General features: G+C 68.0%; 17 protein-coding genes. 7 read left to right on the forward strand and 10 right to left on the reverse strand.

What is annotated here, in order from left to right:
• Positions 1-42 precede the first annotated feature (42 nt).
• The 3 genes from A5695_RS12695 to ctaD all read left to right on the forward strand — a co-directional run bounded on the left by A5695_RS12695 (position 43) and on the right by ctaD (position 4,154).
• Positions 43-1,260, forward strand: coding sequence for a GNAT family N-acetyltransferase (locus A5695_RS12695; protein ID WP_068081968.1), 1,218 nt, complete (start codon positions 43-45; stop codon positions 1,258-1,260).
• Between the two features lie 21 nt (positions 1,261-1,281).
• Positions 1,282-2,229 (forward strand): FAD-binding oxidoreductase, encoded by a 948-nt coding sequence (locus tag A5695_RS12700; protein WP_068081971.1) that lies wholly within the window; start codon positions 1,282-1,284, stop codon positions 2,227-2,229.
• A gap of 188 nt (positions 2,230-2,417) precedes the next feature.
• Positions 2,418-4,154, forward strand: coding sequence for a cytochrome c oxidase subunit I (gene ctaD / locus A5695_RS12705; protein WP_068081974.1), 1,737 nt, complete (start codon positions 2,418-2,420; stop codon positions 4,152-4,154).
• Here ctaD and A5695_RS12710 read toward each other — a convergent pair.
• The 4 genes from A5695_RS12710 to A5695_RS12725 form a co-directional block, all read right to left on the reverse strand.
• Positions 4,151-4,861 (reverse strand): ABC transporter permease, encoded by a 711-nt coding sequence (locus A5695_RS12710; RefSeq protein ID WP_082946048.1) that lies wholly within the window; start codon positions 4,859-4,861, stop codon positions 4,151-4,153. The genes ctaD and A5695_RS12710 overlap by 4 nt on opposite strands.
• Before the next feature lie 35 nt (positions 4,862-4,896).
• Positions 4,897-5,850, reverse strand: a complete 954-nt coding sequence (locus A5695_RS12715; protein WP_068082089.1) for an aliphatic sulfonate ABC transporter substrate-binding protein — start codon at positions 5,848-5,850, stop codon at positions 4,897-4,899.
• Positions 5,847-6,632, reverse strand: a complete 786-nt coding sequence (locus A5695_RS12720) for an ABC transporter ATP-binding protein (protein ID WP_197515476.1) — start codon at positions 6,630-6,632, stop codon at positions 5,847-5,849. The genes A5695_RS12715 and A5695_RS12720 overlap by 4 nt, the downstream gene beginning before the upstream one ends.
• Positions 6,633-6,770: 138 nt before the next feature.
• A complete protein-coding gene (locus A5695_RS12725) occupies positions 6,771-7,049 on the reverse strand; it encodes a hypothetical protein (protein WP_068081979.1) in 279 nt (92 codons plus the stop codon).
• 204 nt (positions 7,050-7,253) lie between these two features.
• On the opposite strand from A5695_RS12725, the gene A5695_RS12730 reads away from it, so the two are divergent.
• Entirely contained in the window at positions 7,254-8,477 is a 1,224-nt protein-coding gene (locus tag A5695_RS12730) for an MFS transporter (RefSeq protein WP_231974806.1), read from the forward strand.
• Between the two features lie 142 nt (positions 8,478-8,619).
• Here A5695_RS12730 and A5695_RS12735 read toward each other — a convergent pair whose 3' ends face one another.
• Together A5695_RS12735 and A5695_RS12740 are read right to left on the reverse strand one after the other, a co-directional pair.
• Positions 8,620-9,657, reverse strand: coding sequence for an LLM class F420-dependent oxidoreductase (locus A5695_RS12735; RefSeq protein ID WP_068081985.1), 1,038 nt, complete (start codon positions 9,655-9,657; stop codon positions 8,620-8,622).
• Positions 9,658-9,666: 9 nt separating this feature from the next.
• On the reverse strand, positions 9,667-10,089 hold the full coding sequence (locus tag A5695_RS12740) for a nuclear transport factor 2 family protein (RefSeq protein ID WP_068081988.1): 423 nt from the start codon (positions 10,087-10,089) through the stop codon (positions 9,667-9,669).
• 121 nt (positions 10,090-10,210) lie between these two features.
• Here A5695_RS12740 and A5695_RS12745 point away from each other — a divergent pair, with 121 nt between their 5' ends.
• Complete coding sequence (locus A5695_RS12745; RefSeq protein WP_068081990.1) at positions 10,211-10,780, forward strand: PadR family transcriptional regulator; 570 nt, start codon at positions 10,211-10,213, stop codon at positions 10,778-10,780.
• A 26-nt stretch (positions 10,781-10,806) separates the two neighbouring features.
• Here the strand turns inward: A5695_RS12745 and A5695_RS12750 are convergent, their stop codons facing one another.
• Positions 10,807-11,526: a CoA pyrophosphatase gene (locus A5695_RS12750; RefSeq protein ID WP_068081992.1), complete on the reverse strand. Its 720-nt coding sequence runs from the start codon at positions 11,524-11,526 to the stop codon at positions 10,807-10,809.
• A 104-nt stretch (positions 11,527-11,630) separates the two neighbouring features.
• On the opposite strand from A5695_RS12750, the gene A5695_RS12755 reads away from it, so the two are divergent.
• Positions 11,631-12,521, forward strand: coding sequence for a hypothetical protein (locus A5695_RS12755; RefSeq protein ID WP_068081993.1), 891 nt, complete (start codon positions 11,631-11,633; stop codon positions 12,519-12,521).
• Positions 12,522-12,580: 59 nt separating this feature from the next.
• Positions 12,581-12,847 (forward strand): YdeI/OmpD-associated family protein, encoded by a 267-nt coding sequence (locus tag A5695_RS12760; protein WP_068081994.1) that lies wholly within the window; start codon positions 12,581-12,583, stop codon positions 12,845-12,847.
• A gap of 6 nt (positions 12,848-12,853) precedes the next feature.
• Here A5695_RS12760 and A5695_RS12765 read toward each other — a convergent pair whose 3' ends face one another.
• From A5695_RS12765 to A5695_RS12775, 3 genes are all read right to left on the reverse strand, one after another.
• On the reverse strand, positions 12,854-13,207 hold the full coding sequence (locus A5695_RS12765) for a VOC family protein (protein WP_068081997.1): 354 nt from the start codon (positions 13,205-13,207) through the stop codon (positions 12,854-12,856).
• Between the two features lie 98 nt (positions 13,208-13,305).
• Entirely contained in the window at positions 13,306-13,812 is a 507-nt protein-coding gene (locus A5695_RS12770; protein WP_082946042.1) for a hypothetical protein, read from the reverse strand.
• Between the two features lie 108 nt (positions 13,813-13,920).
• A complete protein-coding gene (locus A5695_RS12775) occupies positions 13,921-14,805 on the reverse strand; it encodes a cyclopropane mycolic acid synthase family methyltransferase (protein WP_068082003.1) in 885 nt (294 codons plus the stop codon).
• Positions 14,806-14,834 lie beyond the last annotated feature (29 nt).

Consider the following 14,834-nt stretch of genomic DNA (forward strand, 5'->3'; position numbering starts at 1 on the left):
CCCGCGGTCCGCGCCCCGGCGGGCACGAGACATGATGGCCGGATGACCACCGAAGTCCGGGTACTCGCCAGCGAGGACGAACTGCTGGCCGCGGCCAACGTGTTTCGCGTCGCCATGATCGGCTTCCCGCCCATGCCGGAGCTCCCGCCCGGCCAGATCGCCAAGCTGCTCGAGCCCGGCCGTACCGTCGGGGCATTCGTCGGCGAACAACTCGTCGGCACCGCCGACGCGGTGACGAGCCGAATGACGCTTCCCGGCGGGGCGATGGTGGGCCACGCCGCCGTCACCCACATCGGGGTGCTGCCGTCGTTCACCCGGCGGGGCATCGCCACGGAGCTGATTCGTCACCAGTTCGGGGACATCGCCGCGCGCGGCGAGGTGGTCGCGTCGTTGCGGGCCTCGGAGGCGACGATCTACGGGCGGTACGGATACGGCGTCGCCAGTTCGTCGCAGACGGTGCAGGTGCACACTGCGCGGGCCGCGCTGCGTCGCGGTGTCGGGGCCGGCGGGCCGGTGCGGTTGATCGACGCGGCGCAAGCCTGGGAGTTGTTGCCCCGCATCTACGCCGAGAATCGACCGTCGCGGCCGGGGACCATCGACCGGCCCGACGCGTGGTGGCGGAGCCTGCGGCTGCGTTCCGAATCATCCCCGCAGCCTTCGTATGTCGCGGTGCACGGCGCACGGGGAGCCGAATCGGGTTTCGCCCGCTACCGCCCCGTCGAGACCGAGAGGTGGTTCGTCAGCGACCAGCGCACGATTGCGGTGGAAGATTTCTTTGCGCCCACCGCCGAGGCGTATCTCGGCCTGCTGGGGTTTCTGCTGCAGCTCGATCTCATTGACCGCGTGGTGTTTTGGATGTTGCCGATGGACGATCCGCTGCCCTGGCTGCTGGCCGACCGGCGGGCCGCGCGCGTCACCGCGGTGCATGACGAAACGTGGCTGCGCGTCATCGACGTCCCGCGAGCGCTCACAGCCCGCCAGTACAGCGGCGACGGCGCCATCACCATCGCGGTCAAAGACCCGATGCTGCCGCATAATTCGGGTTGTTTCACGGTCACCGGGGACGGCGCCGAACCGACCGAGCGGCGGGCGCAACTGGAGGTCGACGTCGAGGGGCTGGCCGGTGTCCTGATCGGCGGCACCAGCTGGCGTGACCTGGCCATCGCCGGGTTGGCTCGGGCGGACGACCCGTCGGCGATTGCGGTCGCCGATCGGCTGTTCGCGGTGCCGGACGCGCCCCATGCCGGGTTCTTCTTCTGAGCGCGCGGGTATGCGGATCGCGTGATTGTCATCGTCGGTGCGGGAGTGTGCGGGCTGGCCACCGCCTACGAGCTCGGGCGGCGCGGGGAGCCCGCGGTCGTGCTGGAACGCGCGCGGCCGTTCGGCGAGCAGTCGACGGGGTTGGCCCGCATCTTCCGGACCGCGCATCGACGCGCATCGTTGTGCCGCCTCGCGTTGCGGGCCCGCGCCGGCTGGCAGCGTTGGGAGGACGAGTTCGGCGCGGGCCGGCTGCTGGGCCCGGAGGGATTCATCGCCGCCGGAGCCTGCGAACAAATCGCGGCGGCCATGTCGGAGGCGGGTGCTTCGTTCCGCTGGGTGGACAGGGCGGAGATCGCCGCGCGGATTCCATTCGCCGCCCCGCCTTGGGAGGCCGGTGTGTTCGACCCGCTCGGCGGCAGCCTTCGTATCCGCCGAGCGCTGTCCACGCTGGCGCGGCGGGTCGACGTCCGGGGTGGTGACGCCGTGTCGGTTTCCGACGACGGCGAGGTGTCCCTGGCCGATGGCGGCGTGCTGCGGGGCGATCGCGTGCTGATCTGCGCCGGCGCGCGTACGCCGACGCTCTTCGGCCCGCTGGGCGTCGCATTCGCGCCGCACACCCGGTTCACCTACGGGGGCGCCGACGCGACCGGTGCGGCGTGCTTGTCGGCGCCCGAGGGCTACGGCCTGCCGCTCGGCGGCACGGGGCGCTGGGCGTTCGGGCAGGAGGTGCCCGACCCCGCGACGGTGCGCGCATTGTTCCCCGAGCTCTCGCCGCTGGGGCGGGTGGACTGCGTGACGGTTCGCGCGCCGTGGCTCGACGCCGGCGGCGACGGCTGGACCGTGGCGCGCCGCGGCCGCGTCATCGGGTTCGTCGGCGCCAACCTGATGAAGTTCGGCCCGCTGCTCGGCGAACTGCTCGCGCGGGCCGTGCTGGAAGAGACGCTGCCCGACGACCTAACCGAGATCTGAATTCACCTCGGCGAGTGTCGGATCGGCAGGTGCTCGAGGTTTCCCGCGAAAGTTGGGAAGCCTTGCCTTCCCACACCGGAAATCGCCTGTAATTAAGGACGTTTGGCCCTAGGCCAGCCAGCCGTGACCCCGAAATACTTGGGCGGCTTGATCGCCGGCCCGGTGACTGCACCCCGTGGAGGTATTCGATGACGGCTGAAGCGCCACCCGTCAGCGGCTTGCAGGCCCGCCGGCCGTTTCCCGCGCGAACGGGGCCCAAGGGCAACCTGATCTACAAACTCATCAGCACGACCGACCACAAGATGATCGGCATCATGTACATGGTCGCCTGTTTCATCTTCTTTTTCATCGGCGGCCTGATGGCGCTGCTCCTGCGCCTCGAACTGGCGCGACCCGGGCTGCAATTTCTGTCCAACGAGCAGTACAACCAGCTGTTCACCATGCACGGCACGGCGATGTTGCTGTTTTATGCCACGCCCATCGTCTTCGGGTTCGCCAACCTGGTGCTGCCTCTGCAGATCGGCGCCCCCGACGTGGCCTTCCCGCGGCTGAATGCGTTGTCGTTCTGGCTGTTCGTCTGCGGGGCGCTGATCGCATTGGGGGGCTTCATCGTTCCGGGCGGCGCCGCCGATTTCGGGTGGACCGCCTACACGCCACTGTCGGACGCCGTGCACAGCCCCGGCGTGGGGGGCGACCTGTGGATCCTGGGCGTGGGTGTCGGGGGGCTCGGCACCATTCTGGGTGCCGTCAACATGATCACCACGGTGGTCTGCCTGCGAGCCCCGGGCATGACGATGTTCCGAATGCCCATCTTCACCTGGAACATCCTGGTCACCAGTGTGCTTGTGCTGGTTGTCTTTCCGCTGTTGACCGCCGCGCTGTTCGGTTTGGAGGCCGACCGCCGCTTCGGTGCACACATCTACGATCCGGCCAACGGCGGCGTGATGCTGTTTCAGCATCTGTTCTGGTTCTTCGGCCATCCCGAGGTGTACGTGATCGCGCTGCCCTTCTTCGGCATCATCTCCGAGATCGTTCCGGTGTTCGCCCGCAAGCCGCTATTCGGTTACAGCACCTTGGTTTACGCGACGCTGTCGATCGCCGCCCTGTCGGTGGCGGTGTGGGCCCACCACATGTACGCCACCGGCGCCGTGCTGCTGCCGTTCTTTTCGTTCATGACGTTCCTGATCGCCGTCCCCACCGGGATCAAGTTCTTCAACTGGATCGGCACCATGTGGAAGGGCCAGTTGACGTTCGAGTCACCGATGCTGTTCGCGATCGGGTTCTTGTTGACCTTTCTGATCGGGGGGTTGACAGGCGTTCTGCTGGCCAGCCCCCCGCTCGACTTTCATATCACCGACACCTACTTCGTGGTGGCACACTTTCACTACACGTTGTTCGGCACGATCGTGTTCGCCACCTACGCGGGCATCTACTTCTGGTTCCCGAAAATGATCGGCCGGCTGCTCGACGAGCGGCTGGGCAAGCTGCACTTCTGGCTGACCTTCATCGGCTTCCACACCACCTTCTTGGTCCAGCACTGGCTCGGTGATTCCGGGATGCCGCGCCGCTATGCCGACTACCTGCCCACGGACGGATTTGCGACACTCAACCTCGTGTCCACGATCGGCGCTTTCATCCTTGCCGCCTCGGTTCTGCCGTTCGTATGGAACGTGTTCAAGAGCTGGCGCTACGGCGAGCCGGTGCTGGTGGACGACCCATGGGGCCACGGCAATTCACTGGAGTGGGCCACCAGCTGCCCCCCGCCGCGGCACAACTTCACCGAGCTGCCCCGAATCCGTTCGGAGCGGCCGGCGTTCGAGCTGCACTACCCCCACATGGTGGAGCGCATGCGCGCCGAGGCGCACGTCGGACGCCGCGAACTCGAGAGCGCAGCTGCCGATGGGGGCGACGTCACCGTAGCCTAGTTGCGCCGTCGCACCATTCGCTTCTCCACCGCGGCGAGCGTTGCGTCGCTGAGCTTTCCCAGCGCGGCGAGCAGCGCGATCGCCAACAGCATCACATCGGTCCGGCCGGTGTTCTGGCTGTCGATCAGCAGGAAACCGAGGCCCTTGGACGACGCGATCAACTCGGCGGCCACCAGGAACAGCCACGCATTCGCCAGGCCCAGCCGCAGACCGTTCAGCACGGCGGGCGCGGACGCGGGAAGCATGACCGCAGTCAACAGCGCGGCACCGTGCCGGCCGTAGGCGCGGCCCACCTCCACCAGTTGCGGGTCGACGTGGGAAAGCGCCGACGCCGTCGTCGTGTACACGGGGAAGAACGCGCCGATCGCGACCAGCAGCACCTTTGGTGTCTCGTCAATGCCAAACCACAAGAGTAGCAATGGAACCCACGCCAAGGATGGCACGGTGCGGAAGGCGGACACCGTAGGGGCGAGCAGCGTGCGCGCGGTAACCGACAGCCCAACAAGAGATCCCAGCGCGAGCGCCGCGGCCGAGCCGACCAGGTAACCTAGCGCGACACGCAAGAGGCTGGACTGCAAGTGGGTCCACAGCTGCCCGCGGCGCACCAGTTCACCCAGCGCCGCCACCACGTCACCGGGCGGGGGCAGTTGACTGGGCGAGAACAATCCCGCGGCGGTCACGAGTTGCCAGATGGTCAGCAACAGCAGCGGGGCCACCAGGCCCGCCAGGGCGAGCGGGATCCTCAGGACACGCGCTGGGCGTATTTCGGCTCGATGATCGTTGCGAGTGCGTCGCGTCCGGCGTCGTCGGATTTGATGTCGGAGTCCGCCACCGCGATCGGCAAGATGTTGGTCAACACCGTCCGCTGCGGGTCTCCCGGTGCGGGTGGGATGTCCAGCGCCGTCCGCTGCAACTCCTCCTGGGCCACGCTGGGTGTCACTTTCGCCTGCGAGGCCAGCAGCGCCGCCAGCTCGTCGGGATGCGCCTTCGCCCATTTCCGGGCCTCCTCATAGCTATTGACCACGGACTGGACCGCATCGGGATGCCCGGCGCTGAAGTCGTCCCGGACATTGAGCACGCCATAGGAGTTGAAATCCGGGTTGCGGTAGAGCAACCGCGAGCCCTGCTGCTGAACGGTCTGCGCCATAAAGGGATCCAGTCCGGACCAGGCGTCCACGTCGCCACGCTCCAGGGCGGTTTTCCCGTCGGAGTGCTGCAGGTTGACGATTTCCACGTCGGCGGGCGAGAGCCCCGCCGTGGCAAGGGATTGCAGCAGGAAGAAGTAGGGGTCCGTGCCCTTGGTGACCGCGATCTTCTTTCCCTTCAGGCCGGCGATCGAGTTGACCGTCGAATTCCTCCCCACCACCAGGGCGGTCCACTCCGGCTTGCTGTACACGTCGACGATCTTGATCGGCGTGCCGTTGGCCCGCGCGACCAAGGCGGCCGAACCGGCGGTGGACCCGAAGTCGAGCCCCTTGGAGCGCAGCCCCTCGTTGGCCTTGTTGCTGCCCGCCGAGAGCACCCAGGTCACGTTGTAGCCCCGACCCTCCAGCAGGTGCTGGTCGCGCACCACCAGGCTCAGCGGGTTGTAGTACGCATAGTCCAGCCGGATGTCCTTTGCCGCCGTCGTCCCGGTCGGCGTGCCGCAGCCGGCGGCGGCCAGCACCCAAACAGCAATCACGTAGCGCACTTTCAGCACGTCTTGGCCTCCTCGGAAACTGCGGTTCCGGCATCGGCGGCGCCGCGTCGCGGCACGCCGAGTTCGTCGAGCAACTGTTCGCGCAGCGCCGCGATCCGCGGGTCACCACGGTCGCGTGGCTTCGGGATCGGGACGTCGAACCCCGCGCCGATGCCGGCCACACCCGCTGAATCGGCGCGCAGCACCAGCACGCGGTCGGCGAGGATCGCCGCCTCGTCGACGTCGTGGGTCACCAGCAACGTGGTGGTGCCCGCTTCGTGCTGCACCCTGTCGAGCAGGTCCTGCATCCGTAACCGGGTCAGCGCGTCCAGGGCCGCGAGCGGCTCGTCGAGGAGCAAGACGCGCGGCCGGCGCGCGAGGGCCCGGGCGAGGCCGGCGCGTTGCGCCATGCCGCCTGATACTTGCCGCGGACGATGATCAGCGAACTCGGTAAGCCCGACGACATCGAGCCAATGCCGGACCTCCCCAGCGCCTTTCGCGCGGGGGGCGCGCGGCGACAGACCGAAGGCGACGTTGGCCGCCAACGATCGCCACGGCAGCAGGCGCGGCTCCTGGAACACAACAGCGCAACGCGGGTCGACTCCCCGCACGGCCTTGCCGTCGATGTCGATCCGCCCGGCGCTGGGCCGGTCGAGACCGGCCACAAGTCGTAACAACGTCGACTTGCCGCTGCCCGAGGGCCCGAGCAGCGCGACGACCTGGCCGGGTTCGATTTCGATGTCGACGCCGCGCAGCACGGTACGCGTTCCGAACGTGCGATCGACCCGACGCAGTGACACGCGTGCCGGCGCGGGACGGGTCGACATCACCCGGGCAGCCTAGGAATTACACCCGGCGCTCACCAGGTTTGAGTTGCCGATGATTAAAACCCGCGGCGCGCCATCGCTGGACGGCGGCTACGCGGCTGGCGCTACCCGTCAGCCGTGCGGGGCTTCGGAGATCTTGGTGTCCGGCTTGCCTAATGTCTGGCAGTACGTCGCCGCCGACAGCCGAGTGGCGGTGATCTCGGCGTTCGAGGGGTCGCCGCCGTTCTTGTCTTTGAGCATCTTGCTGACTTCGTCGTTCTGCTTCTTCTCGTCCTGCGTCGTGAAGTCCTTGCACTTGGTGTCGCCGCCGGTGTTGATCACCTGTGAGGCCGAACACGCGCTGGACAACAGCACGGCTATCGCGAATGTCGCGGCCGCAATGTGCTTCATCGTTTGCCCTCCTGGAGCTTCAGTAGTGGTATCAATACACCGAATCGGCCGATTTGAAACCCTCGCACGCCATTTGCCCCCACCGACCGGGCAGGTCCCGCCGCGTGCATTGCCCGCGCGAACGGGGAATAACAGCCTCGCCCACATCGTCGTTTAGGTTTCGTCGGTCCGACCGCGGCTGGCTCCAACAGGAGGGAACGCCCAGTGTCCTGGTCCAACGGATCAACTCCACGGTCGGCGTTGGCCACGCCCGACGAGGCGGGTGATGCAGGGCCGGCACGAGGCACGTTCGCCGGTGTGCTGGTGCTGCTGCTGTCCGTCGGCTGGGTCGCGAACCACTTCGTCGCGTTGATGCCCTTGCTCAGCGTTCGGCAGCACCTCAGCTCGGCCACGCTCGACGCGATCTTCGGCATCTACGCGCTGGGATTGCTGCCGGGCCTGCTCGTCGGGGGACGCGCATCCGATACGTTTGGGCGCCAGTCCGTGGCGCTGGCCGGCTCGGCGACGGCGGTCGCGGGAACGCTGGCGATGCTGTGCTCGCAGCAGTACGAGGTGTTGTTGCTGGGCCGCCTGGTGGTCGGGGTCGGTGTCGGGCTGGCGATGAGTTCCTGCACCGCGTGGGCCTCCGATCTGAGGGGACCCGCCGGGGCGGCCACCGCCGGCGCGGTGTTGATGGGCGGTTTCGCGATCGGCCCATTCTTCGGAGCCCTGATCGCCGCGGTCGGACCGGCCGGCATTCGGTTGTCGTTCGCGGTCGCGGCCGCGATCGGCTTGGCGGCGATGGCCTTTGCGCTCATCGCGGGACGCGGAGCGCGGGCCGCAGCGCCGCTGCCCATACCGGTGGTGGAGCCGTCGACGGCCGCGGGGCAGGGGACCGCCCGAGCGTTGGCCTGGGCCATGCCGCTGGCACCGTGGGTGTTCGCGTCGGCGACGCTGGGGTTCATCGCGATTCCCGCCCGGCTACACACCGGGCTCGCGGCGCCGTTGGCCGCCGGCGTGGCCACGCTCTTGGTCAATGGCGTCAGCGGGCTCGTCCAGGTGCTCGCGCGGGCACGGCGGTGGGGCCCGCAGGCCGGCACGGCCGGTGCGGTGCTGGCCGCGCTCGGCTACGCGGTCACCGCGCTGGCCCCACCGACCATCTCGCCGGCGTTGGGTGTGCCGCTGTTCCTGGTGCTGGGGTGCGCGTCGGGCCTGTGCCTACGCGAGGGCCTGATCGACCTGGAGGCCGCGGCGCCGAGGCGCTTGCGGGGTGCGCTCGTCGGTGCGTTTTACGTGGTGACCTACGTCGGATTCGGCCTGCCGCTGATCTTGACGACGGTAAGGTCGGCGGTTGCGACGACGATCCTCGCCGTGATGGCGGCGCTGGCCTTGTCGGCCGCGGTGAGCCGCGGGATTCGACTGCGGCGAGACGCCCACCGCAGGGGTTGACCGCAGGTTGCGCCGGACGCCGCGACGGGGGCCACGCAGTGGTCCCCCGGCCCGCGGCGGGTGGATTCGCCGAGCACCGACCCCGTTCGCCGTTCTGGCGGCGTGGTTTCGGGTCACCCGTGGACGGGTAGCTGGGCGGGCGTCAGAGGAGTTCGCGCAGCGTCTCGATCAGCTTGATCCGCTCGCCCGGGGTGGACGCGATGGGCGCGACGTTGAGCGTGGTGACCCCCGCGTCACGGAACGCGGCCAGCCGATCCTTGACGAACTCGCGGCTGCCGATCAGGTTCACATCCCGAACCAGGTCGTCGGGCACCACCTTGGCGGCACCGTCCTTGTCACCGGCCAGGTAGAGCTCCTGGATCCGGTCGGCCTGCGGTCCGTAGCCATACTTGGTGGCCAGCGCGTGGTAAAAGTTCTTCTCCTTGGCGCCCATCCCGCCGATGTAGAGGGCAAGCTGGGGTTTGACGAATTCCCTTAAGGGTTCGACGTTTTCACCGATGGCGAGCACCGGACCGGCGTAGATGTCCAGCTCACCCAGGTCGGCGGGGCGCTTGGCTCGGCCGGCGGCCAGCGCCTCACCCCACACCTCGTGCGCCTTCTCGGGCAGGAAGAAGATCGGCTGCCAGCCCTCGGCGATCTCGGCCGCGAGCTCCACATTCTTGGGGCCCAGCGCCGCGACCAATATCGGAATACGTTCTCGCACCGGCTGATTGATCAACTTGAGCGGCTTCCCGAGGCCGGTGCCCTGCCCCGCGGGCAGCGGGATCGTGTAGTACTTGCCCTGATGCTTGACGGGCTCGCGTCGCCACACCTGCCGGCAGATGTCGATCACTTCGCGGGTCCGGCCGATCGGCGCGTCGTAAGGCACCCCGTGGAAGCCCTCGATGACCTGCGGGCCTGAAGCGCCCAGGCCGAGGGTGAACCGGCCGTCGGAGACGTAGTCGAGTCCGGCGGCGGTCATCGCTGTCAGCGTGGGCGTTCTGGTGTAGAGCTGCAGGATCCCCGAGGCCAGTCCGACCCGTTCGGTGCTGGCGGCCAGGTAGCCCAGCGCGCTTACGGCATCGAACGAATAGGCCTCGGGGACAAAGACGATGTCGAGCCCGGCACGCTCGAGGTCGGCCACTTCGGCGGCCACGTCCTTGAAGCCGCCCGCATAGTTGATGCTCAATCCGATTCGCATGTCGCCCCCCTACGCGGTGGTGAACTCGTCGGCCAGTTCGAGCGCCTCCTGCTGGATCCGCTCGAACTGGGCGCCCATCGCCTCGGACAACGCCTTCGCGCCCGAAAGGGGCCGCACCATCACCATGAAATCCTCGATGAGGCCGTCATCGTTGAAGTGTAGGAAGTCGCAGCCGGTGATCTTGACCCCGGGCGCCCCGGCTATTCCGGTCTCGAACACGAGCGCGTGGTCTCGGCCGTTGCCGTCGTGAATCTCACGGACGTAGCGAAAGTCCTCGAAGATGCGCAACACGCCGCGCAGGATCGCCGCGGTGATCGGCTTGCCGACATAGGGCTTGAACGCGACCGGGCTGGTGAACACGACATCGTCGGCCAGCAGCGCGTGGATGCCGCTCTCGTCGCGTTCTTCGACCGCCTTGCGGAAGGGATGCATCCGACACCTCGCCTTTGGGATTCGGTTGAGAAGTGCCGTTGACGCTATGCGGTCAACAGGTTGGTGTCCACAGTGCGATTAATCACTTTGTTGATTATTCGTATCGTTGTACTCTTTTTCGATGTCGCTGCGTGACGCTGTCCTGGCGGCCCTGCTCGAGGGCGAGTCGTCCGGATACGACCTGGCCAAGGGTTTCGACGCCTCGGTGGCCAACTTCTGGATGGCCACCCCTCAGCAGCTGTACCGCGAACTCGACCGCCTCGCCGAGCAGGGGCTCATCCGGGCCCGCGTCGTACATCAGGAGCGCCGGCCCAACAAGCGCCTGTTCTCGCTGACCGACGCCGGCCACGACGCGATCCGGGAGTACACCGCGCGGGCGCCGAAGCCGTCGGCGATTCGCGACGAACTGCTGATCAAGGTCCAAGCCGCGGACGCCGGGGATACGCCCGCCGTGCGGGAGTTCATTGTCGAGCGCCTGCAGTGGGCGACGGCCAAACTCCAACGCTACGAACGCTTGCGGACACGCCTACTCGACGGACGCACCGAGGAGAAATTCCTGGCCCATGCCGAACGGATCGGCCCCTATTTGACCCTGTTGCGTGGAATCGCGTTCGAGGAAGAGAACGTTCGGTGGGCCGAGCGCGCGCTGGCCGTCATCGACCACCGGTTGTCCGCCGGCCGTCGGCGGTGACCGGGGTCCGCTTCTCTCATCGACCGCTACTGCCAGGCGAAGACGGGCTGCTCCAACTCGTCGACCGCGTCCGGTCTGCCTTCCAGACACAGCCACCTCAGTTGCAGCAGCACGGCGCCGGTCGGTGCGTGAATCAGGTCGTTCCCCAGTGGAATCTGCACGACCGGACGCGGACTCTCCGGGATGGTGACGAATCGCGGCGAGTCGTCGCGCTGCAATTGATGCAGGCCCACCCGGTACACCGCCACCACCTCGTCGGGCGCCGGGTGGGGATCGAGGCGTCCCCCGCCCCAGACCACGACCGGCGTGATGACGTACCCGGACCGCGTCGGGTAATCGTCTAGCAGGCCCAAGACGGTCGAATCGGTCAGGGCGATGCCCACCTCCTCGCGTAATTCCCGCAGGGCGGCGTCGACGGCGCTCTCGCCCGGGTCGAGCCGCCCCCCGGGCAGCGCCCATTGCGCGGCGTGCGACGTGAGTCGAGATGCCCTGCGGCACAATAGGAACGCCGCGCCGCCGGACACACCGACCATGCGACCGTCCAGGCCTGGCTCCGGCATCGGGCGGCCACCGATCCATTCGTCCACCGGCGCCGGGTCCACCCTGTCCTCGCCGAGGGTGGAGTCGACCAGCACCACGGCTACCGCCGCGTGCCGTTTTGTCGGGTCGGTCACGACGCGGCGGTCGTGGCCCGCGAGATTGCCCCTGATCCGCTCGCGCAGCGCCTCGTCATACGGGATGGTCACGGTTTTCAGACTATGCGGGGTCTGTCCCAGCCCATCCCGGGTACTCCGGTGACGGCTGCTGAGGCTTTGAGCGCCCGCAACCGTGGAGGTGGTTAACTTCCAACATGCAACGGAAACCCCAACTGGCGCGGCGCTTCTTCGACCGCTTCGAGCCGGTGCATGCGGTGACGTATTTCGCGCCGGAGGCGCGCGCGGCGCTGGACGGCCTGGGCTACCGCGGATTCTGGATGGGCTACTTCGCCGCCCGCTCGGCGCCGCTGGGCACGGTGCCCCGGCAGGTGGTCACTGCGATCTTCTACAATTTCGCCCCCGAACGCGTCGCCAAGGCGCTGCCGGCCGCATGGGAGGTTGCCGGCCCCGACGCGGCGTTGCGGGCCCGGCAGGAGTCTACCGTCACAGCGCTGCGCCGCTACGGGCTGGGCGACGACGAAAACGTCCGTACCGCAGCGGAATTGGCGGGCAGGGCGGCCCGGAACGCGCCGCTGGACGCCCGCCCGCTGTTCGCTGCCAACCTGGCGCTGCCGTGGCCGGACGACCCGCTGGCCGCGCTGTGGCACGCGACGACGCTGCTGCGTGAGCACCGCGGCGACGGACACGTCGCGGTGTTGGCCGCCGCCGGCATCTCGGGCCGCGAGTCCAACGTGTTGCACGCCGCGGCCGGCGGCGTTCCACGCGAGTACATCGCGCGCACCCGCGACTACGACGAGGCCGCGTGGCGGCACCACGAGCAGCGGCTCATCGAGCGGGGACTGCTCGACCATGACGGCTCCCTGACCGCGACCGGCCGGGAACTGAAGGACCACATCGAACGCTCCACCGACGCGCTTTCCCTGTCCGCGCTCGACGCGCTCGACGACGACGAGGTGGAGACGCTGTTCCGAGCGCTCACACCGATCACCCGCACGGTGGTCGCCGGCGGCGACGTTCCCGCCCTAACCCCGATGGGCTTGCGCCGCGACGAATTGCACGACGCCAGCGCGCATTTGACGTCCTAGCTGCGGCGCGCCAGCGACCGCATCCGGTGGTGTGCTGAGCGGCGCGTTAGCCTAACCCGATGAGCAACCAGCAGATACCCGGCGGAGTGGTGCACAAGCTTCCGGCCGACTTGCGCGAGTCGCTGATCGGCAATGCCACGGCGCTCGCCGCGTGGAAGGACATCACGCCCTTGGCGCGCAACGAATTCATCTGCTGGGTAGAGGACGCCAAACAGGAAGCCACCCGCCGGCGCCGCATCCGCCGGACGCAGGAAGAGCTGGAGGAGGGCAAGCGTCGGCCCTGCTGCTGGCCGGGGTGCAAGCACCGCGAGCGCAACGGGAAATAGCGGCCGTCAGCGTCCCAGCGAGCGGTAGAACACCAAGCCGTTGCCCTTGTTGTCATAGACCACGGCGCGGCGTTCGTGCGCGTCGTCGTACGGTCCTTTGACGATCCCGCCGCCGCTGGCCTCCACCGCCTTCGCCGCGGCGTCGACGTCGTCGGTCTTGATACCGACGACGACCTGGCCCGGTATGGGGTGGTCCACGGAGGTCGCCAGCGCCAGCGTGACCGGCCCGCCGTCGAGGGCGGCGAAGTGCGCCCCGTCGCGGAACTTCAGCGCCATGCCCAGCGTCTCGCTGTAGAACCGGATCGACTCGTCGAGGTCGTCAGTCGACAGGATGATCATCTTGACTTCGTGCTCGCTCACGGCGCCTCCTTTGGCTGGATGGCATACAGACTAGGCCGAACGCAGCGGCGGTGTGCCGCAGGGTCCCTGCCGCGAGCCGAGGGTGTGCGCGCCCAGGATCAGCTGCGCCCGGCCGGAATGACCTGGCCGCCAGGGTAGTCCATCGGCGGACCGTCTCCGTGTCCCGCGCCGTGGTCGGCCACCGCGGTGGCCATGGCGGTGCCATCCTCGATGGTTCCGACGATGACCACATGATCGTTGACCGTGAAATGCGAAGCGGCAGCAGCCTGTTGGCCGCCCTGACCGATGAGCGTGGTGTTGGGCGTGACGAGATACGTCTGCGTGTAGCCGTTGGCGCTGCGCGCGGTGACCGAGCCCGCCGACACGGCAACCACCGTGCCCTCTTGGCGAACCGGCTGCGACGCGGCCGGTGGCTCCTGACTCGCCTCGATCGTGCGCTTTTCGCTGTGCGGCGCGTTGAGCGCCAGGGCCGCGCACGCCGCCGCGCACAACATTGCGCCGGACAGGACGTCACACACCGCCGCTGCGCCCGTCCGCCGTCGCGGCGCTGGACCCGTCGGAGGTCTTTGCCCCAGTGTCGCGGTCATCCGATGCTTGGCACTCACGATCAATCCTTCCTGCGGTTTCGTGCCGACGAAGGCCGGCGCGCACCGAATCAGGTTGTTGCTCGTGGATTTACCCCTGGCGTTGCACGGATAAACCGTCCGGGGTGGTCAGCCCTTGACGAGGGTGAATTGCGCGACGTCGGTGTAGCCCTCGCGGAACAGGTCGGCGCAGCCGGTCAGGTACTTCATGTACCGGTCGTAGACCTCTTGGGACTGAATCGCGATGGCCTCGTCACGGCGCGACTCGAGGGCGGCCGCCCAGGTGTCGAGGGTGCGCGCGTAATGCAGGCGCAGCGGCTGGACGAGCTTGACGCCGAAGCCGGCACGGGTCGCGTGCTCTTCGACGGTCTTGGCGGCGGGCAGGTCTCCGCCCGGGAAGATCTCTTCCATGATGAATTTCATGAACCGCAGTTTCGTCATGGTGATGGGCAGGCCGCGCTCGGCGAACTCTTCGCCGCTGGGCTGGATGATGGTGTGCAGCATCATCACGCCGTCGGCGGGCAGCGCCTCGTAGGCCATCTTGAAGAAGTCGGGGTAGCGGTTGCGTCCGAAGTGCTCGAAGGCGCCGATGGACACGATGCGGTCCACCTTTTCGTCGAACTGCTCCCAGCCACGAAGGAGCACCCGCTTGTTTCGCGGGCTGGGGTGCTGGTCGAGACGCTGTTGCACGTGCGCCTGCTGGTTGCGGCTCAGGGTCAGGCCGACGACGTTGACGTCATACTGCTCGAGCGCCCGGACGATCGTGGTGCCCCAGCCGCAGCCGATGTCGAGCAGCGTCTGCCCCGCTTGCAGCCCCAGCTTGCCGAGCGACAGGTCGACCTTGGCGAGCTGCGCCTCTTCGAGCGTCATGTCGTCGCGCTGGAAGTAGGCGCAGCTGTAGGTCCGCGTCGGGTCCAGGAAGAGCGCAAAAAACTCGTCGGACAGGTCGTAGTGCGCCTGAACGTCCTCGAAGTGCGGCTCTAGGCTTGCGGGCTCGCTGCGGTATTCCGGCACAAACAACCTCTGACATCGGTGGGATTAGC

Origin of the sequence: Mycobacterium sp. E1747, from assembly GCF_001667775.1 — a bacterium.
Lineage (GTDB): Bacteria > Actinomycetota > Actinomycetes > Mycobacteriales > Mycobacteriaceae > Mycobacterium.

Excerpts from the sequence above, each read along its gene's own strand:
- A5695_RS12695 (WP_068081968.1), top strand. The coding sequence starts at position 43 with ATGACCACCGAAGTCCGGGTACTCGCCAGCGAGGACGAACTGCTGGCC.
- ctaD (WP_068081974.1), top strand. The coding sequence starts at position 2,418 with ATGACGGCTGAAGCGCCACCCGTCAGCGGCTTGCAGGCCCGCCGGCCG.
- A5695_RS12725 (WP_068081979.1), bottom strand. The coding sequence starts at position 7,049 with ATGAAGCACATTGCGGCCGCGACATTCGCGATAGCCGTGCTGTTGTCC.
- A5695_RS12735 (WP_068081985.1), bottom strand. The coding sequence starts at position 9,657 with ATGCGAATCGGATTGAGCATCAACTATGCGGGCGGCTTCAAGGACGTG.
- A5695_RS12740 (WP_068081988.1), bottom strand. The coding sequence starts at position 10,089 with ATGCATCCCTTCCGCAAGGCGGTCGAAGAACGCGACGAGAGCGGCATC.
- A5695_RS12745 (WP_068081990.1), top strand. The coding sequence starts at position 10,211 with ATGTCGCTGCGTGACGCTGTCCTGGCGGCCCTGCTCGAGGGCGAGTCG.
- A5695_RS12755 (WP_068081993.1), top strand. The coding sequence starts at position 11,631 with ATGCAACGGAAACCCCAACTGGCGCGGCGCTTCTTCGACCGCTTCGAG.
- A5695_RS12760 (WP_068081994.1), top strand. The coding sequence starts at position 12,581 with ATGAGCAACCAGCAGATACCCGGCGGAGTGGTGCACAAGCTTCCGGCC.